This is a genomic window from Brachybacterium sp. AOP42-C2-15 (genome assembly GCF_052377065.1).
Taxonomy (GTDB): domain Bacteria; phylum Actinomycetota; class Actinomycetes; order Actinomycetales; family Dermabacteraceae; genus Brachybacterium.
In genome coordinates, this window is sequence record NZ_JBQSWK010000015.1 from 1 (window position 1) to 19804 (window position 19804).

Annotated in this window: 14 protein-coding genes; 3 read left to right on the forward strand and 11 right to left on the reverse strand. The window is 65.0% G+C overall.

What is annotated here, in order from left to right; all coding sequences use genetic code 11:
* The 11 genes from ACT3SQ_RS09985 to arr all read right to left on the reverse strand — a co-directional run.
* Nucleotides 1-759: polysaccharide pyruvyl transferase family protein (locus ACT3SQ_RS09985; RefSeq protein ID WP_444601085.1), on the reverse strand; the 759-nt coding region annotated here is incomplete at its 3' end.
* Between the two features lie 14 nt (nucleotides 760-773).
* Nucleotides 774-1907, reverse strand: coding sequence for a polysaccharide pyruvyl transferase family protein (locus tag ACT3SQ_RS09990; protein ID WP_444601086.1), 1134 nt, complete (start codon nucleotides 1905-1907; stop codon nucleotides 774-776).
* A gap of 62 nt (nucleotides 1908-1969) precedes the next feature.
* Nucleotides 1970-2737, reverse strand: coding sequence for a DUF6270 domain-containing protein (locus tag ACT3SQ_RS09995; RefSeq protein ID WP_444601087.1), 768 nt, complete (start codon nucleotides 2735-2737; stop codon nucleotides 1970-1972).
* 1 nt (nucleotide 2738) lies between these two features.
* On the reverse strand, nucleotides 2739-4751 hold the full coding sequence (locus ACT3SQ_RS10000) for a glycosyltransferase (protein WP_444601088.1): 2013 nt from the start codon (nucleotides 4749-4751) through the stop codon (nucleotides 2739-2741).
* Nucleotides 4748-6826, reverse strand: a complete 2079-nt coding sequence (locus tag ACT3SQ_RS10005) for a CgeB family protein (RefSeq protein ID WP_444601089.1) — start codon at nucleotides 6824-6826, stop codon at nucleotides 4748-4750. Before ACT3SQ_RS10005 ends, ACT3SQ_RS10000 begins: the two co-directional genes overlap by 4 nt.
* Before the next feature lie 33 nt (nucleotides 6827-6859).
* Nucleotides 6860-8011 carry a non-hydrolyzing UDP-N-acetylglucosamine 2-epimerase gene (wecB, locus tag ACT3SQ_RS10010; protein ID WP_444601090.1) on the reverse strand — a complete coding sequence of 384 codons (1152 nt, stop codon included), beginning with the start codon at nucleotides 8009-8011 and terminating at the stop codon, nucleotides 6860-6862.
* Nucleotides 8012-8093: 82 nt separating this feature from the next.
* Nucleotides 8094-9143, reverse strand: a complete 1050-nt coding sequence (locus ACT3SQ_RS10015) for an ABC transporter ATP-binding protein (RefSeq protein WP_444601091.1) — start codon at nucleotides 9141-9143, stop codon at nucleotides 8094-8096.
* Nucleotides 9124-10035, reverse strand: a complete 912-nt coding sequence (locus ACT3SQ_RS10020) for an ABC transporter permease (protein WP_444601092.1) — start codon at nucleotides 10033-10035, stop codon at nucleotides 9124-9126. The genes ACT3SQ_RS10015 and ACT3SQ_RS10020 overlap by 20 nt, the downstream gene beginning before the upstream one ends.
* A gap of 7 nt (nucleotides 10036-10042) precedes the next feature.
* Nucleotides 10043-11752 carry a glycosyltransferase gene (locus tag ACT3SQ_RS10025; protein WP_444601093.1) on the reverse strand — a complete coding sequence of 570 codons (1710 nt, stop codon included), beginning with the start codon at nucleotides 11750-11752 and terminating at the stop codon, nucleotides 10043-10045.
* 621 nt (nucleotides 11753-12373) lie between these two features.
* The gene (locus tag ACT3SQ_RS10030; RefSeq protein WP_444601094.1) at nucleotides 12374-13759 is read right to left on the reverse strand and encodes an S-layer homology domain-containing protein; all 1386 of its coding nucleotides are present in this window, start codon (nucleotides 13757-13759) and stop codon (nucleotides 12374-12376) included.
* A gap of 228 nt (nucleotides 13760-13987) precedes the next feature.
* Nucleotides 13988-14413, reverse strand: coding sequence for an NAD(+)--rifampin ADP-ribosyltransferase (gene arr / locus ACT3SQ_RS10035; protein ID WP_444601095.1), 426 nt, complete (start codon nucleotides 14411-14413; stop codon nucleotides 13988-13990).
* Nucleotides 14414-14562: 149 nt separating this feature from the next.
* Between arr and ACT3SQ_RS10040 the strand changes: the two genes are divergently transcribed.
* From ACT3SQ_RS10040 to ACT3SQ_RS10050, 3 genes are all read left to right on the forward strand, one after another.
* Entirely contained in the window at nucleotides 14563-15282 is a 720-nt protein-coding gene (locus ACT3SQ_RS10040) for a hypothetical protein (protein ID WP_444601096.1), read from the forward strand.
* A gap of 470 nt (nucleotides 15283-15752) precedes the next feature.
* Nucleotides 15753-18485, forward strand: a complete 2733-nt coding sequence (locus tag ACT3SQ_RS10045; protein WP_444601097.1) for a LuxR C-terminal-related transcriptional regulator — start codon at nucleotides 15753-15755, stop codon at nucleotides 18483-18485.
* Between the two features lie 4 nt (nucleotides 18486-18489).
* A complete protein-coding gene (locus ACT3SQ_RS10050) occupies nucleotides 18490-19746 on the forward strand; it encodes an MFS transporter (protein WP_444601098.1) in 1257 nt (418 codons plus the stop codon).
* Nucleotides 19747-19804 lie beyond the last annotated feature (58 nt).

Sequence of the window (19804 nt, forward strand, 5' to 3'; positions counted from 1 at the left end):
CGGGTCCCGCGCCAGGGCGCGAACAAACCCAGCGAGAGGACCTTCGTGGACGTCGACGAACAGTTGCCGTTCACGAACCGCCCGACGAAGGAGGTCGAGCTCTGCCGGCTTCGACAGGTTAGTGATCGAGAATGAGGTTGCGCCGCGACGATCCCCTCGCAGGAACTGCCTCAACTCACCGAAGGCCTGAGGGCGCTGGAAGAACGATGGGCACCCCGTCACCATCACATTCCGTACGCCCGCATAGTCACGCAGGATGCTCGCTGAGAACTCGCCACGGACCGACACCACCTTGCTCTTTTCGCCTATCACCTTCAACAGCTGGACCGCTTCCGCTGGCAGCTGGTGTTCCAGCGGGTTCCACCTCTGCGGAGCCTGTACCCCTAGGCCAAGCACAACGAGCGGGATCTCCAGGCGCGAGAGATCGTCCCCCAGCCTGCGGTAAGCGGCGCGGCGAGCCTCCGAGAACCCGTCGAACTGGATGAAGTTCGCGGCCGACAGGAGGAACTTGTCCGCATACTCGTTGGCGAAAGTGACGGTGTCCCCGAATGTCATACCGGTGCGGTGCCGAAGTCGCCGCCCGTCAAGGACAGCCCCTGCCCCGTCGTCCCACAGAGAGAACGGGCTCTCGGCGTGAATCGTGTTCCCGGCATTGTCATATGAGCTCGCAAGCAGGTCGAACCCCTCCGGAGTCGGCGGGACGTCAAGAAGATCTCGCGCCACTCCATCTGCGAGATACCTGGGGCTGAGGACCGGCATACCGCCGCCCGCCATCACAGGGAGAGCTTCCTCTGAGGGAGCCCGTACGTCGCGAGGTACTCGTTGAAGGTCTCGAACAGTTTCGGAAGCGCTTCGAACATTGGATCGAAGTCCACGGAGTTCTCGATCTCCTCGGTCGTCATCGAGGCAGCGTCGGAGACGGTGAGCGCAGGGAGGTGAAGCGTGCGGGTGAGTTCGGCCGTCCGCGAGTCGTGCGTCAGCCAGAGGCCCGGCCGGCCTGCGAGCAGGGCCGCCATGTTCCCATGGAACCTGGTTCCATAACTCAGTCGGACATACTCCTTGTTGAACTGATACCACGGACGGGTATCGCGGAAGATCCGATAGCGGTGGGCGAAGTAGGCGACGAGTTCGTCACGGCGAACGTCCGGCGCTGTTCCAGCGAGCATGTAGTGAAGTGGCAGTGGCGGCTCTGCGAGCTCCGGATCAGTCATCGCGTCGACATGGAATCGGTGAATCTCGGCAGAATGCACCTCCAACCAGTACTGGTGTTCGAGGATCGCTCGTTGCATTAAAACTCGCTCTTCCTTGGAGCGCAAGTGCGTGGCGTTGTAGAAGAGAACCCCTTCCCGAGGCCCCTTCAGGTACTCCTTCAGCTCGGCGAACGCGTCGGGTCGCTGGAAGAAGGAAGGACACCCAGTGACGAGAGTGTTCTCAACACCAGCCAGTTCACGGAACACTCGCGCCGTAAATTCGCCACGAACACTGATTACCTCGCATTTCTCGCCAAGGAATTTCATGAACTCCACAGCCTCAGGAGGAATGCCGTCCGGAGATATTTCCCCAGACGCGGGAGCCTGGGCACCGAGCCCGAAGATCACCAATGGGACCTCTACCGGCTCAAGGGACTTCTGGAGCGAGCTGTAAGCAGCCCTCTTGCGGTCCGTAAAATTCCCGAATTGAAGGAAATTCGCGCAAGAGAAGACATAGTGAGAACACTGACCATTGATGAAGTCGATGGGCGTTCCTGCTTGGTAGTACTTCCGCCACCCGGACCGGCGCACATCGACAGCCGAATTGAACATCTCGAACGGGGCGCGGCCGTGGATCATGTTGCCCGAGTTCTCGTCGGAGAACGGGAAGTCGTCCACCATGTCCTGGGCGATTCCACCCACAGCGATTGGCTTCATGTCAGTTCCTTCGATCGATTTTCATAGAGGCGTGGCCATCGAGTGCACTACCACCAATAGGTTCAATGGGACGACTGGCGGTCGAGACTGCGAAGGATAGTTTCGTACCACCAACCGTATGAAAACTCCACATAATGGAACGGAGCGGCATTCCACCTATGATGAGGAGTTGTCACTGCGAGCGAATCTGGAAGCATCAGCGTCTGGAACCCGATGTCTCGTGCCCGCTCGTAATAGGGTCGATAGAGTCGGTTCCACTCATCGGCGCCCCGCCCGAGTGCCTGAGGCACTTCGGCACCGTCGATGGACCTCGCCGTGAAGTTCGCGCCGAGCAGGAAAGCTTTGTGCCTGTACTCGCCGAGTGCGGACCAGATCGTCCGCGCTGCCGCGGTCCACAGTTCCAGATGCTCCGACGTGCCGAACGGGATGTGTTCACCGAGCTCGAGCATGTTGCGGAGGCCAGCCGCATGAAACTCGGCGGTAGGCGTCAGGAAGCCGGCACCGCAGGGGTAGACACCGAATCTGTCGTCGACGATGTCCAGAAGGATCGCACCGGCTTTTCCCGCACCTTGCCGAAGCTGCTCGAGAGCGTCGCCAGCGAGGTCCCCTGCCAGCATTCGGCGTTGGAACGCGGAACCGAGGCCGAACTCTACGTCCGCTATGCCAGTCGGCGCTGCGGCACTGATCCACGACTGCCGTGCAACGTAATCGATACACGTCGCGTCGACACTGGGGATCTCAATCAGATCACGCGAAACGCATGAGCCGTACACGAATAAACTAAGACCCTTTTGCGCAGGCACTGCGCCCCCATCAATGGTCAGAGGCATGTCATCCCACCTTCTGAAACAGTCTGCGTACTCGTTGGATGAAGCGACCGATGTCGTACGAGTCCTTCATGAATTCCCGACCTTGCTCAGCCACTACGTTGAACTCGTTCAGATCGCGCATCCTAAGAACGTGACTGGCCATCTGCTCGACGGTGTCGAAAACCTGTTCTTCCGGGTACACGAACTCTGCACCCCGCCACCTGAGGAAGATGCCCTGATTGCCCGCGCAATACGCTTCGCCAGGCCCGACGTGAGAGCCTTCATGCTCGCTCGTGGAGAGGACGAAGCCATACTTACGAGCTTCCTTCCTCACATCCGTCCATCCGACCCACGTTACGGCGTCGTCCATCCCGTTCTCCCGCACAAACTCTTCGCATGCGGCGAAGTAAGCCTGCTCGTGCGGATCCCACGCGATCCAGGGCATTTCCGAAACTTCCTTGCCCAAGATCGACAAAGTGTAGCGCTGGTCAATTTCTCGCAGGCTGCGAAGAAGCTCTAGTGCCCTGAGTAGACCTTTACGGCGGGGGACCGCACCGATCACCGCGAGCCTGAAGAGCCGACCCTCATCGTCCGCCTCAGACCTATCGTAGGAATCAACCTGATAGAAGTTCGGGATATAGTGGACTTTGGCGCGATCGAAACTGAACCGCTCGATCATGTCTTCCAAGCAATGGGGAGCAATCGCTACGAATGCTCCCACCTTGTGCACTGGGATCTGGTCACCATAACTGCGACCGAGCTCGTAACGATGCATGCGAACTACCAGCTTCTGGGTGGGCCGCACATGTTCTGCATACCAGACGGAAGCGGCAGTCAGCCACTCAACCCACACGTAGTCTGCCCAGGCGAGGAGCTGCTTGCTTTGCCGCTCATCATGCATGATCTCGGAAGGCCACTCGTCGACCCTGACTTCGAACCACTCGCGCAGCAACGGGACCGCAGACTTGATGAACTTTAGATCGTGCCCGGCGATCAGTAACCGAGGGCGCATCATCTCCCAGAATGCTGACGCCCCTCTGATGGAAACCACTGACACGAAGTCAGCGACATGGGCGTCCGCAAACTTCAGTCTAGACAGCTTGGTTGAGTTCCTTACGAAGAAGTCGCAAAAGTCCTCCATATCTTCCGACCCGATGCTGCCGCGATCGTGGTAACGGAAGACTAGCCGGAGAGCGTAGTTGATCGTCTTCTCGCCATGGAGCTCGAAGTAACTCAGGCCGCGCGTGAGGAAGCAATCCTCCACGGTTTGCCATGACGTTACCAGCTCACGAAGCTCCCGCCCAGAGTAGTAGTGCATGGAGGAGTTCCCTCCCCCTGGTTGGCGGAGATAATGGAACAGCGGGGTGTCAACGTAGCCAATGCTCTGCGCTTGCGACATGGCCTGCGCTGTGAAGACGATGTCCTCGCCCATCTTGACGCTCTCGTCGAAGGCCAACTGGTGCTCGATGAGAAGATCCTTGCGCCAAAGAGCCGAGCAGTTCAGGCTCTGCTCCCTCGCGATCAGCTCGAGCATTGCAGCGGCGCTCGCGTCATGATCCGGCGACATGCGATCAATGAGCACGCGCCGGTCCTCGCCCAAGTAATGCACTAGCACAGGTCCGCGGACGACATCGTGGGAAGAGCCATCCGCGAGTTCCAGTGCCGCGCGAATGCCCTCTCCATTGACTTCGTCATCTCCGTCCAGGAAAAAGACGTATCGGCCCCGGGCCTGTCTCAGTCCCAAGTTTCTCGGTGCAGACGGGGAGCCGGAGTTCCTTGGCGTCTGCAGCACGTACCAATGGTCGTGCGCCTCTGCGGCGTCCGACAGAAGTGCGAAGGTGGCATCGGTGGAACAGTCGTCGATGAAGATTGCCTCGAAGGACAGGTTTCCGCCGCCGTTCCGAGGCGAAGGGAGTGCGGCCTCGAGTTCACGAAGTGACGCAACGCATCGGCTGAATTTCTCCTCAGCGTTGTACATCGGGACGATGAAACTGATGTCCACCACCGGTCTGTTCACGATTGTTACCTCGCTCATCGGGTTACCTCGAGTACAGGGCGCACGGTGGATTGCTCCGTCAATGCCGGAATGACATCGATCGCTGAAAGTCTAAGACCCGGGCCTAGCGCTCTAGCCGTCATCGCGGGCCTGTCGCGGTGGCCGAGCCCCATGGGAAGCCTGCTGTACTCGCCGTGCATCATGAGGGCCTTGATTTCATGGACGGCCGGCACATCACTTCCATCCACCCAGATGATGTCAGGGGTGCGGAGGAAGTTAGTCGAAGGGACTCGTTCCGTCGAGATCAACTCCTGTGACACCACGTCGACGTCCGGACCAGCGTATTCCGCGTAGTACTTTCCCGTGCGAGAGGACGGGACTTCCCTCGAAACTACGAGCAGAAGTCTGGAGAAGTCCCGCTTTCGCGCCCGGAAGGCCCTGGTCGCCTCTTCAGCATCCCCGAAAGAACTGACAATCGACATCATGGTGGGGGCGGGGCGACTAGAAGTAAATTTCAATCCAAGGAATTGAAGGATCTGTTCAAATCTCTGCCTGTACGTATGGTGCGTCATCGTCACGCGAAAGGCGCGAGCCGTCTTGTCAAGAACATCCTTCTCGGTCAATTCTTCCAGGCGTTCTCTGGTTCGATCGTAGAAGTAGACGTCGTCACCATAGATGCACTCGATTCCTGGCGAAAAATTGCTTACCACCAGAGCGTTCGACGCAGCAAGCTCGAAGACGCGCCGTGCAAACATTGTCCTGGAATCAGTCACCGTATTGAAGTTCAGCCCGAACTTGCTGTTGCGGTAGACCTTTGCTGTGGCTTTGTGCGAGATCGCGGGACTGACAAAGCTGTCGTAGGGCGCCGGAAAGTTTGTCTCTCGATCCAGGCTGCGGAGGTTCCGATCATGAATGACAAGCGGGATGCCTGCCTCCAGGACCGAATCAAAACCCTGCCGCATGGTCTCAGAGCGACGCTCATGAATGTCGTACCACGCGCCAGCGAAGACGGCTCGCTCCTCCAGTTCCCCTACGTGCAGAGGATTGAAATCGCGGGGCTGCGCAGCGAACTGCAGGACCCCCACCCTGTCGTCCGGAAGGAACTTGCGGTACTCGTCGAGAACTTCCTCCGCCGTCGTGAGCACGTAATCGAAGCGCGAAGCGGTTGAGACGAAATCGTTCACCCGGTCATGATAGTGGGTCGGATCCTCCTTGTTCCAGAAGACGCTGGGGATCGATTTCTCCCTACAGTACGCAAGTATGGAGAGAAGGGCGCCGCGATTCTCTCTCGGAAACTTGACCGACGCATAGACCTGCCCTCGCCAAGGCCGGCGGTGAGAATCCACCCCCGACCATGTACTCTCACAGAACAGGAAGTCCGGCTCGAATTCCTCAAGCGTCTCCCGCCAGTTGCCCGGCTCCAAAATTGCGTATTCGAACTCGGGGCTAAACGAGTTGAATGTGAATTCGTCGCAGATCAGGGCCACCTTGAAGCGATGCGCCTCCTTGCTTCCATGTGACCGGTAAGCGTCGCGATTCGCGTCCAACGCGAGGGGAGCCCCGACGATCTCCTTCGCCAGCGACCATGCGATCTGGTCTGATCCGTTTCCGGGCTCGACAGGGCCGCGATCCGGGAAACGCAGGCCCCATCGGGACCTGAATCTTCGGGGCACCCCGTCCAGGAGCCATTGTGGGACATCAGAGTCCTCCGATGCGCCAAGGCCTCCTTCCGGGACGGCTGCGACGACCAGCTCATCCAGGAAGGCCGTCACCCCTCGTGTCCAATGCCGCCCGGAGAGCTCGATTCTGACGACGCCTGGCGGAACAGAGAGGACCTTGACAGTCTCGGATGATCGGGGATTTTCATCACCTTCCTCCACCTCGAGGTAGAAGAAGTACCCGACATGGGGGGAACGATAGTGATGGCCGTTCGGAGCCGAAACGTTCCCCAGCTCATCGATCAGCTTGTATGCGATCAGAGCGGGTCGGTCCGTAACCGGCCCCCTGATGCCAGCCTTGACTCCTATGACAATGTCTCGGACACCCGACGGCACGTCGATGCTCAACGCCAGCTCGTCGATCAGGGTTCCCGCCAGTTGATGATGCTCGAGCACGCAGTCCTCCATGAATATTTTGTCGGCGGTGTGTCAGTTAGCGACGAACCCGACCGGTTCGTCTCCGCCCGAGAACTTCCACTTGATTGCGTCGATGGTCCGCTGAGCAGCCCGGCCGTCTCCGTAGGGATTCACCGCATTCGCCATCCCGAGATAGGCCTCTTCGGAGTCGAAAAGAAGCGCAACTTCGTCGACGAGCCGCTGCTTGTGTGTACCGATCAGCTTCACGGTGCCTACCACCACGGCCTCCGGACGCTCGGTGTTCTCGCGCATCACGAGCACAGGTTTGCCCAGGCTCGGCGCCTCCTCCTGAACGCCGCCGGAATCGGTGAGGACCACATCGGCGAGGCTGAGCACCTGGGTGAACTCGGCGTAGGCGAGGGGCTCGATGAGATACACGTTCTCGAGATTCTCCACCGCCGGGCGGATGGCGGCGCGAACCTTCGGGTTCTTGTGAATCGGGAACACCACGGTGAGGTCCGGGTACTTCCGAGCTAGCTCGGCCACGGCCTGGCCGATGTCTTTCATGGCGGAGCCGAGGTTTTCACGGCGGTGAGCGGTGACCAGCAGGACCCGTCCGGCAGTGCCGGATTCCTTCTCCGAGCGGAGGTCCTCGAGGCGAGAATCCTCGAACGGCACTCGGAGCCTCGCCGCGGCGAACATGAGCGTGTCAATCACACTGTTGCCGGTGACAACGATGTCGTTCTCGCTGACGTCCTCTCGCGTCAGGTTCGCCTTGCTGGTGGAGGTGGGCGCGAGGTGCAGGGCTGCGATCTGGCTGGTCAGCTTCCGGTTCGCCTCCTCGGGGAACGGCGAGTTAATGTCTCCGGAGCGCAGGCCGGCCTCAAGGTGGATCACCGGGATCTGACGGTTGAACGAAGCGATCGCGGCGCTCATGACGGTCGAGGTATCACCCTGCACGATCACAGCATCCGGCTTCTCCTGCTCGAGAATCCCGTCTATCCCCGCAATCACCTTCGCCACGATCGTGTTGAGCGACTGGCCTGCGCTCATGATGTTCATATCGTGATCGGGCACGATCCCGAACATCGTATTGACCTGATCCAGCATCTCGCGATGCTGGCCCGTCACCACAGTGATGCTCTCTAGATCGGGGTCGGCCTCGATCGCCTTGATGATCGGGGCAACCTTGATCGCCTCGGGTCGGGTGCCGTAGATGGTCATGATGCGCATAGCCACGGGATGCCTCTCGTCGTGTGCTTCATTGGTCGTGGAAGGGGAGTTTGTAAGGGCAGGATGGGGGCGATCAAGGGCTGTCCCTATCACTCGGGAGAACGGTGCCGGGGAAGCGCCGTGCCTTCATGTCCTGGGCGAAGACGCTCAGGAAGGGGTCGGGTTCGAGCTCCGGCGCTCTGTCAGTCGGCTCCTCCGGCTCAGGCTCGTCGGGCAGAGTGAGCATCGAGGCGGCTCGCACCGACTCACCCTCGAGGATTGCGTCGCGGAGCAGCGCGGTGGCCTTTTCCTCGTTGCCTTGGGCAAGGTTGTGGGCGAACCAGCGGTACTTGCGTGCCACGTCGACAGCGTCGCCATCGAGCACAACGCGGCCCTTCTCCATCCAGATGGCGCGGGAGCACATGTTCTCGATCGTCTGGGCGGCGTGGTTGACCATGAACACTGTGCCGGCGTCGGCAAGCATGTCGTCCATCTTCTTGGCCGACCGCTCGGAGAACGTGGCATCGCCCGTGGAGAGTGCCTCATCGATCATGAGGATCTTGGGCTCGGCCATGACCGAGATCGCGAACTTGAGGCGAGCACCCATACCCGATGAGTAGGTGCGCATCGGCAGGTCGATGGTCTCGCCGAGGGCAGAGAGATCGGCTGCGGCGGGGAACCTCTCCTCAGCCTCCTCCTCCGAGAGGCCCATCGCGAGGAAACCGAGCTTGATGTTCTCGGCTCCAGTCAGCTCCGGGATCAACGCCGCGCTCACGCCCAGTAGCTGGGGCCTCGCACTGGTCATCACCACGCCCGAGGTGGGCGGTTCAACGCCGGCGAGAACGCGCAGCAGCGTCGACTTACCGGAACCGTTGCGGCCGATGATGCCGACGAACTCCCCGGAGCGCACCTGGAGATCCACCCCGCGGAGCGCGGAGACCGAGACCATGTGCTTGCGCTTCGCGACTTTCCCCAGCAAGCCTTTGCGCGGCGTGCGGTCTGTGCGCTGGGCCTTGTACCGCATCCGGAGCCTGTGGGCGACAACCGTGACCGGAGATTCTTCGGGGGCCACCCAGCGGGTGGTGGTCGGAGCGTCCCCGGTGTTCTCGCTGTCCTGCTCCCACTCAGCGTTGTTCACGGCCATAGCTCGCCTCCCCTCGCCAGAAGAAGATGAATCCGAGAATCAGGATCCCCATCGTGACGGCTGTGGTGAACAGCCAGGTGCTCAGCGGCGGCATGACCCCGTCCATGAGCAGCGACCGATAGATCGAGATGACCTGGAAGAGTGGGTTGGCTTCGATGATCGCAAGTGCCACCGGGTGAGTCACGAAGCGTTCGATCGGGAAGATCACTCCGGAGCCGTACAGGAGGAAGCGGCTGATCACCGACATGATCTGGCTCATGTCCGGAAGGATGAATCCGAGGCGGGCGACCCAGAAACGGATCCCCAGGTTCAGCACATTGTGGATGGCAAAGATCAGGGGGAGGAACACCCACGTCGTGGTGGGTGGTGCAAAGGGCGGAACCATCCAGATCACCAGGCACATCACCACCACCGCGATCACCGAGATCATCGTGTCCCTCACCGCTGACGCCAAGGGGATGGCCGCGCGTGGGAAGTTGAAGGCCCGGATCATCGACTTCCCAGCAGTCATCGCCGACACGCCTTGAGAGATCGCGGCTGCGGTCGAGCGGTACGTCAGGATCCCGATCACCACGAAGGCCGCGTAGTTCTCGACGTCGCCGCGTCCGCCGAGGATGAGACCGAAGATGATGAAGTAGAAGACGGAATCGACCAGCGGCCGCAGTATGAGCCAGACATTACCGAGACGGTTCTTGGCGTTCTGCGTCGCGGCGCGATGGCGCGAATCCATCCAGATGAAGGCCCTGCGGTGCCAGAGCTGCACGATGTAGGCACCCAGCGGCGGACGGATCCCGATAGGTCGCAGCTCGCTGGAATCGAGGCCACGCACCTCGAGAGCCTGTTTGACCTCCGCGATGCTCGTCACCTCGCTGTCTGTTGCACGTCGTGCCATCTCGTCCCTATGCCGCCGTTCCGTACATTCGCTCGTATCGTGCCACCAATGCGCTCCAGGTCCGTGCGCGGGCCACCGCCGTTCCCCCTGCCGCCAGACGCTCCCTCAGATCGCCGTCACTTGCGAGTTCCGCTATCGCCGCAGCCAAATGCTCCGCAGAGCCAGCCGGCATAAGCACCGCATGCACGCCGCCATCGGGATCGGTGACTGTCTCCCGAAGTGCCGGCAGGTCACTGAGGATCACAGGGCGACCCAACGCCAAGGCCTCAATGGGCTTCTGCGGGGTCACAGTACGGGATACAGCACGGTCCAATCGCGGCACCGTCACCACATCGAGCGATTCGACCCAGCGTCGCGCCTCGGCGACGGGCACCCGGCCCGGCAGGTGAACTCTCTCCTGAATGCCGAGCTCGAAGGCGAGCTCGGCGAGACCGGGAGCTGCGACGCCGTCTCCCACGATCACCACATGGAGCCTTTCGCGGAGGTCGGGGGCGGTTCTCGGATCCGTGAGAAGACGCGCTGCCGCGCGCACGAGAGTCTCGAATCCCTCGTAGTCCACCAGGGCGCTCACGGCACCCACGGCGAACGCTCCGTCTGGGAGGTTCAGTCCCACCTCGCGCCGGGCGTCGGCCACCTCGGCATGGTCCTCGAACAGAGCCTCATCCACCCCGTTGGGCACCAGAGTGATGCGGTCACGCTTCACGCCCCTTTCCACGAGCTGCTCCGCCATCGTGGAACTGAGGGTGACCACCGCTGCGGCGTTGCGTGCGAGCTCGCCTTCGCGCTCCCGGACCAGGCGAACCTTCTCGGACCCCTCGGCCGCTGCACGCGCTTGCATGGTGTGGCGGGAAGCGACCCAGGTCTGTTCCATGAGACCGCGCACCTCGAGTACCCACGGGATGCCGGTGGCGGCGCTCACCGCTTGCGCGACGAGGGCATTGCGGTAGTCGGTGGTGGCGTGCAGTACGTGGGGACGCAGGTCCCGCACCACGTCCAACGCAACGTTGACCTCCTGATCCAGGCGCTCCTCCGGGGTCGTCCCGAGGGCGGTGGGAAGCACGCGGCGGTACTCGACCCCGTCAATGACGTCGGTGTCGTCGGCGAGCATCTTGCCCACCATCACGGGATAGCCGGTACGGGTCAACGCCACCGAGCGCATGCCTCTCTCCTGCAGTGCGCGCAGGATCCGGTGGGTTCGCAGCGAGTACCCGGACTGCGTATACGGAAGTGAGTTGGTGATCAGGTGCAGAACTCGAAGTTGCTCTCCGGCACGGTGGGGTGCGCTGGCGAGGGCAGGGGCGGATGGAGCCGCCAACCGGTATCCAGGGCGCAGCAACTGGAGTTCACTCCGCAGTCGTTGTGCATAGGTGGAGCTTCCCCGTCCTTCTGCGTCCAGAATTTCGAGCGCCTCACGCATCTCCCCGCGGGACCATGCGGAGCGGGCGCGGGTCGTGGCCGTGGCCTCGGAGGAGAGCAGCTCGGGTCGGTCCAGAAGGACAGATACCTCGGCGTGCATCGTCGAACGGGAGTGCGGATCCGCAGCAATGCGGTTCTGCGCGTCCCTGACGTCCCCGGCCATGAAGGCACCGAGCGCCGCGGCGCCGATGCCTCCGGGCACCCCGGAAGCGATGGCGCGCAGCGCTCTCCCTGCTCGAATCCGCACGGCAAACGGCAGACGACGACTCACCTGCACCACCAGCAGCGCGGGGTCATCCACCGCATGCTGGAGCGCGGACTGAAGGAGAAGTCGCGCATTGAGCGCCACACGTCGTGGGCTGGGCACTTTCCTCCGCTCGGTCCGGGATCGACCTCTGGGTCGAAAGTCTCCTGCGATCTTAGCGATCCCTGGGAACTTAGCGACGCGTGCCTGGATGGAGACGTGATCGACCTAGCTCAGCCGCGCGAGAAGTTCACAGGAATGTTGTTCAGTCGTTACTTCCGTGCGAACCGCGTTTGCCGCGCGCCCTTACCCACCGATGGCAAGGTCGCGTACCGCGCAAGGACCTCACTCGATGATCTCGACCCGCCCCGTCCGTCGCAGCTTCGCGAGCTTCTCACGCATCACGGACACCAGCTTGGTGGTGCAGTAGGAGCGGGTGGGGTTGCCGGGGACGCGCTGGTGTTGGCGCTCGCTGAAACTCCCCTGGTCTGCTCGCCGAAATTCCCCAGTCTGGGTCGCTCCGTCGACTGAGTCGGGCCTCCCTGGATGCTGGTGGTCTCTGACCACACACCAGCCATCCAGGGAGGCCCGCCACTCATGCTCTTAGAGAGGAGCAGCGTGGACATCCAGGCTCTGCACCGGCAGGGAATCACGATCAGTGAGTTTGCCCGTCGTACCTCAGGTGCTGGTGTAGCGGTAGAGGAACGCGGCCATCGCATCACGCTTGACCGACTGCAGCGGTCGGTACGTACCATCCGACCAGCCCTTGGAGATGCCCGTGCTCTTCATCCAGCACATCTCCTTGGCGAACTGCTGATTCGACCTCACATCGGTGAAGCAGGCCCCCTTCGGGGTGGTGTACCTCGGGGAGTCCGCGTAGCGGTAGAGGAATGCCGCCATCGCATCGCGGGCGATGGGCTGCACCGGCCGGAATTCCCGGCCCTTGGACGTCGCCCAGCCGGTGGTGATCCCTTTCTGGTACGCCCAGACGATCGCCTTGTAGTGCTCGTCGGTGCGCTTGAGATCCCGGAACGGGGAGGTGCGCGGCAACGTCACCTTCGGCGACCCGGCATCACGGTAGAGGAACGCCGCCATCGCATCGCGGTTCACCGAGGAGAGAGGTCGATAGGTGCCGTCGGACCAGCCGGTCGAGGTGCCGCTCTCCTTCATCCACACCATCGCGTCGTAGTGCTCCATTCCCGGGCGTACGTCCGTGAAAGGGCTCGCCGGGGACACCGTGAGCGAATACTGCTTGCCCCGCGTCACGTCGTTGGCGAATCGCGAGGAGATATGGACGTAGAGGTTGCCTGCGGGGACCGTGACCCGCTGCCCCCGCAGGCCAGCGCCGTTGCACTCAGAACCCGTGAGCCCGCGATCCAGGAGCTGCTTGCCCTTGTTGTCCAGAAGCCGGAGGCGATACAGCTCCTCCGTGCCCAGATTGCAGGCGAAGCGGAAGTCCACCTGCACTGTGGTCCGCTTCGACAGCGCAACTCGGAAGTAGTCGTTATCCCTCGCGGCCCAATGAGGATCTTCCAGTGTTGCTCCGACTGTCTTCTGTCCCAGCGCGATCACATCTGCCGTCGCCGTCGTGCCGTTGGGCTCCGTCTCGGAAGCCATTGCTGTCACGGTGGTCTTGAGCGTGTAGGACGCTCCGTACCACTGGGAGCGATAGGTGTCGAGAGAGACGTAGAAGGTCCCGGCCTCTACGAACATGGCCAAGCTGCGGAGCTTCGCACCGCTGTGATCCGCGGGCGTCAGGATGATCCTCTCGATCTGGGTCCCCGAGGAGTTGAAGATCTTCAGTGTCAGGTCGCCCTCAGTCCCCAGGTGGTCGCCGAAGCGGAGGTCGAGCGTGAGCTTGCCCGGCTTGGGTGCCGAGAACCTGTAGAAGTCCGTGACCCAACCGCGGTCCTCGATCTTCCCCTGGACAGTGGTGCCGAGGTCCACGCGCTGGGCCGTGGCTGTGGTGTCGTTCGGCTCCTTCTCCTTCACCGTCGGCGCCGCATGCGCTGCCGACGGATTGAGAAGGCTGGCCATGAGCAGCACGGTGAGCAGGAGCGCCATCAATGCCACCAGGCGGGGTGGCGCGAGAGTACGAGAGTTGTGAACCACAAGAACCTCCGACGAGAAGGGGCAGGAGCGCCTACGCAGACGACCAGGGGAGCCAGTGCTGTCCATCGGCTCTGACGCGCTCAACCTATGGGAGGAGTGCCCGAAAAGTCCGGGTTCAGGACAGACCCGTACAGCCGTCCGCGACGCCGACACGTCCGGACATCACCGAACGAGGTTCGCTCAGTCGATGATCTCGTCGGCCCCATCGCGCCGCAGCGCCTCGAGTCCTTCCCGCATCGCCCGCACGCTCTCCTCGCTGTGCCGGGGCCAGTCCTTCAGCTCGCGCACCACGCGCACCGGTTCGGTGCTGCGGTAGGAGCGGGTGGGGTTGCCGGGGAGGCGCTTGTCGGTGACGTTCGGATCGTCCTCGAGCCGGCCTGTCGGCTCCACGACGTAGACCCGGGGCTCTCCGTCGCCGCGCGCGAGTTGCGCGCCCCAGGCCGCGGCGTGCATCGTCTCGGTGACATACACGTGCCGCAGCGGGGCGTCGTCGCGGTAGTTCGAGGGCTGCGCCGGGGTGAGGAGATCTCCCGGTGCCAGCACGGCCCTGGTGCCGTGGAGGTAGACGCCCTCTTCGTACACCTCGAAGGGGACTGGCTCGCTCATCGCACCCTCGCTCTCCGTCGGGCCAGCGCCCGGCCGGCCCTCATCCTCCCGTATACGGACCTGTTGCGCACCGCCGTGCGGGAATCCCCCGCCCCACACTGGGGCTTGCCCCATCGTCCCCGCACCGCGGCCTCTCGTAGCCTTCAGGCATGACGTTCGCCGGGATCCTCGCCTTCTTCGGGCTCGCGGTCGTGACGATGGATGTACTGGGAGGCGTCATCGCGATCGGCGTGATGCTGCGCGGCGGCACGATGCGACATCTGCTCGCCTTCGCCGGCGGGTACACGGTGGTCATCATCGCGGCAACGCTGATCCTGCGTCCGCTGCTGGAGCTGCTGAACCGGTGGCTGCGGCCCGTGCTGGATTCCGACAACGCGATCGGCGCCGTCGAGATCGTGGTGGGGCTCGCCCTCGTCGGCTTCAGCGTGCACCAGTTCCGGGCCGCGTCCCGACCGCCCGTGCCGCAGGGCCGGCTCGAGCGGCGCTCCACCCCGAAAGCTCTGGCTACCGCTCCGCTGGTGCTCGCGGGCGTCGGCTTCGCGGCGACGGCGCTGGCCGATCCCGGGTTCACGATCGCTGTCGGCATGGCCTCTCAGGAACAGCACCTCGTGCGCCATGTGGCGCTGCTGGTGCTGTGGAACCTCGTCTATCAGCTGCCGCTCGTCGCCGTGCTCACCGCCGCCGCGTTCGGCCGGCACGAGCAGCTCGTCACGCGGGTCATGGAGGTCCTCGGCCCCAGGCGCCGCGCCCTGCAGACAGGTCTCGCCGCCCTGCTCGCCCTCGCGGGCATCGCCGTGCTGGGCGACGGCGCCATCGCCCTGCTCAGCGAACACGTGCCGTGGCTTCGCCAGCTGCTCCTGCTGCGGTGAGCCAAGGGGCGCCGCGGCGGGCCCCGTGCAGGCCCGAGGGTGCGTCCTCGCCCCGCGCCCCGCACGACCTTGGCCCCGGTCAGCACCCAGCGATCGCCGAAAGTTGACACATGTCAGCAAGACCACAACCGATTTCCGCGTCAAGTGTCTGACCGATAGCTGAAGATGTCATCACTCGGCGCTCCGCCTCAAGATTGGGGCACCGATGCGCACGGCTCGTCCCGCTGCTCACCGGTCTGACCGACCTGCAGCTGGCGACCTGGGCTCACCCACCCTCATCGGGCGACGTCACCGCTCCCGAACCCATGCACAGGAGCACCCCGTGACCTCGATAGACCCGCAGGGGGTCCTACACTCTCCGGTAAGCGCTGGCCTGCCAGCGCCCGATGTGCGTGCGCCTGCGCCCCATGCGTCATCCCGGGGTTCGCCGCCTTTCGGCCCACCGACCATCTCGACGGGAGTGCCCCGACATGCTGACGCCTGATGCCGCCGCCGATCTCCAGCACGTCCCGCGGTTGACCTCGCGGGTGCTCCCCCGCCCCGCCCTGCTCGCGCGCCTCGACGGGCCGGCTCCGCTGACCGTGCTGCGCGCGCCCGGCGGCACCGGCAAGACGACGCTCATGGCCCAGTGGGCGGTCGCGACCTCCCCCGACCAGCGCGGCACCCTGATGTGGATCGAGGCCGACGACGGCACCCGCACCCGCACCGGGTTCTGGATGCGCGTGCTGGGCCGCTTCCACGCCCGCGGGCTGCTCGCGGATCGTGCCCTGTACCGGGAGATGGCCTCGATCGCCGACCACGCCGACACCATCCCGGCGACGATCTGCCGCGTGCTCGAGGACCACGGGCAGCCGGTGACCCTGCTGCTGGACGACGCCGGCTCCGCCGCCGACGGCGGCTACTGGGACGAGGTGTGCGAGGACCTGGTCGAGATCCTGCGCCGCGTGTCGTTCGCCCGTGTCGTGGTCGCGGGCCGTTTCCCCACCGTGCTGGAGTCCGTCCGCATCCACGCGGTCCTGGACATCCAAGTGCTCACCGAGGAGCATCTCGCACTCAGCCTCGAGGAGATCTCGACTCTCCTGGACCTGGCCGTCCCCGCCCTGCAGGGCGATCCACGACGCGCAGGAGTCCTGCACCAGCTCGGAGCGGTGCCCTCCTCCCGCCGGCTCGCCTCGATGCGCTGGTCGCTCGGGGTGCTGCAGCACGCCCTCGAGACCCGGCCCACCGAGGAGGATCTCGATCTGGATGACCTGCTGGTCACAGCATCCCGCCACGAGCTGGCCGCCCGCCCCGGAGACCCCGTGCTGCAAGAGTTCCTCGAGGTCACCGCGCAGTCGCCGCTGGTGGACGTCGACCTGGCGCGGCAGCTGAGCGGCCGCCACGACGCCGAGACGCTGCTGGGCACGCTCGAGCAGCTCGGTTCCGGGCAGTGGCTGCGCGGCCCAGAGGGCAGCGCGCCCGTCTTCCAGTACAGCCACCACCTGCGCCTCGCCGCCGCGGCGAACTTCACCCCGCCTACGCCGGCCAGGCTGCGCGAGCTGCACTCGACGATCGCACACTGGCTGGCCGAGGTGCGCGGCGAGAAGCTGGCGGCGATCGAGCATGCGCTGCGGGCCGAGGACATGGCCCATGTCGAGCATCTGCTGATGCGTTCCCATCCCCTGCCTGCGGAGGACGCCCGGCACCTCTCCCGCCTGCTGCAGGCGCTCCCCGCGGCCCGCATCCATCGCCACCCCATGCTGGCGCTCTGGCACGCACTGGTGCTGAACCGCTCCGCCGACACCCAGCCGAGGGCCATGCAGTTCTTCGTCTCCGCGGCGATGATCGGTCGCGTCCGCTCCTCCTCCATCCCGCCGCTGGACCGTGCGATCCGTCAGGGGATCCAGTCCGCTGTGCATCGGATGCTCGGCCAGTCCCGGTCGATGAAGGACCTCGCCCTGCGCGCCCTGCCCGTCCTCGAGAGCGCCGTGGAGGATCCGCAGCGCGATCACCAGCTGGACGGGATCCTGATGACCGCGATCAGCCAGACCGCGACCACCCTGTTCTACGCCGACGACTTCGCTGCGGCGCGCGATGCCCGCCTGCTGCAGGCACGCCTTGCGGAGACCGTGCACCGGGCGCACCACCGCAATGTCGCCCATGCGCATCTGGCGCTGATCCACGCGGTGAGCGGGGACATCACCGCCGCGGCCACCTCCCTGGACCGGATCGATGCCGAGGACTGGCCGCACTCCTGGCGCAGCGGATACCACGACGCCGTGGAGATCATCGCCCGGGCCTGGGTGTCGCTGAACGAGGCCCGCCCCGAGGAGGCGCTCGCGCAGCTGGCCCGCCTCGATCCGCACTTCGCCACCATCGAGTACTGGGACCTGATCACCGCCGTCCGCAGCCTCGCACTGGCCCAGCAGGGCCTCCCGGACGAGGGAGAGGCATTCCTCGCTCGCACCACGGCCGAGCGACGCTCCGAACGCACTCTCCCGTCGGCGATCCAGCGCTTGGACACTGCGGCGGCGATGCTGCGGATCCTCGCCGGCGGCGTGCCCGCCCGTCGGCCCGCAGGCGTGCGGGATGCGCCGGTGGCGGCGATGCTGTCGGCGCTGTCGGCGCTGACCGTCCTCGCCGAGGGGCGGCCCGAGGAGGCGCTGCCGCTGCTGGCACGGGCCGAGCTCGCCGCGACCACCCCGCTGCACCGGATGATCACCGCGATCGCCGGGGTGCACGTGGCCCGCCGTTCCTCGCAGGGCCTGGACCTGGCCGGCTACGGGCTGCAGATCCGCGAGCTCTCCGGCGGCCATGCTCTGCGCTGGCCGCTGGTGCTGCTCTCGGAGGGGGATCGCGAGGCCCTGCTCGGCGCCCTCACCGACTCCGGCCGGGAGCAGGCCGCCGCTCTGCTCGAGGCGGACCTCTCCCGGCTCCCGCCTGGGACGGGCGTGGCCGAGCCCTCCCGCGTCCCGCAGCTGACCGCCCGGGAGCGCGAGGTGCTGACGCTGCTGGCCGAGACCGACCGGCGCAGCGAGATCGCCGCGCGCCTGTTCGTCTCCCTCAACACCGTCAAGGCCCAGCTGCGCAGCCTGTACGCGAAGCTCGGCGCGTCCACCCGCGAGCAGGCCCTGGCCAGGGCGATCAGCGCCGGCCTGCTGCACCCGGCGGACCCGCCCGGCGAGGACCGGTCTCACCGGGACCGACCCCGCAAGGACCGATGACGCGATGACCCGGATCCTGCTGCTGGCCGCGATGCAGTGCGCCGCGCTCGGCGCCCTCACCGCCCCCGCGGTGGTGGCCGTATCCCTGCTGGTGCGGCGCATGGTCGGCGACGACTCCGCGCCCGACGTGTACGCGCTCATCGATGCGGCCGCCGCGCTCACCGCGATGATCGCGGCGCCGCTGTGCGGCCTGCTGGCCGATCGGACGATGAGCCGCCTGGGCAGGCGACGCCCCTGGTTGCTCGGAGGCTCGGTGGTGGGACTGCTCGGCAGCGCCGCCATGGCCTGGGCGCCCGACCCGCTGACCCTGGCAGCGACGTGGATGCTCACCCAGGCCGGGTACAACGCCGTGTTCGCCGCGATCAACGGCCTGCTCGCCGAAGGCCTCGCCCCCACAGACCGCACCCGCGCCGCCGGTATCTTCTCCGCCGCCGCCTTCCTCGGCACCGCCCCGGGGCTCCTCGTGGCGGCCCTGCTGGCCGAGAACGTCCGCGCGATGCTGCTGGTGGCCCCCGTCGCGGCCCTGGCGGTGATCGTGCCGCTCGCGCTGCGGGTGCCAGATCCGCCACTCACGGCGCGGCTTCCTGCGGTCCCGCGCACGCCCCGGCGATGGCTCCGAGCAGTCAAGTCATCGGACATCTCCACCGCGCCGTTCCTCACCGTGCTCGCGATGCGCTTCCTGTTCTCGCTGCAGCTCTCGGCCGGCCTCGCCTTCGCGCTGTACCTGTTCCTCTCCCGCTGGTCCCTCGCCGAGGGCGCGGCCGTGCGCGCCACCTCGCTGACCACCTTCACCGGAGTCGTGGGGGTGGTGGCCGGCTCCATGCTGCTCACCTCCTCACGGTGGCGCAACACGCGGATGACACCGGTGCTCGGTGTCGCGCTGGTGCTGCTCGCCGCCGCGATGCTGGGCCGCGCCCTCGCCCCGACGCTGCTGGTCTTCCATGTCGCCACGGCCGTGGCGGGACTCGCGATCGGGCTGGGCATGACCGCCACCCGCTCCCTGGCCTACGCCCTGCTGCCGGCGTCCGCAGCGGGCTTCGGGCTCGGGCTGGTGGGCGCCGCCGGGAGCCTCGCGGGGCTGATCGCGCCGCTGGCCGCTGCCGCACTGCTCACGCTGAGCACGAGCTGGGGAGCGGCGGACCCTTACACCGGGATGTACACGCTGCTGGCCCTCCCGGCGCTGCTTGGCCTCGCCCTGCTCCCCCTCACCCGGGCGCCGAGCGCTTCCCAGCAGTCCCTCGCGGAGGTCGTTCCGTCCTGAGCCGAGGCGCGCAGCGGTGGGGACGCACGACGATTGCTGTCGCGTCGTGCCGGGGGCG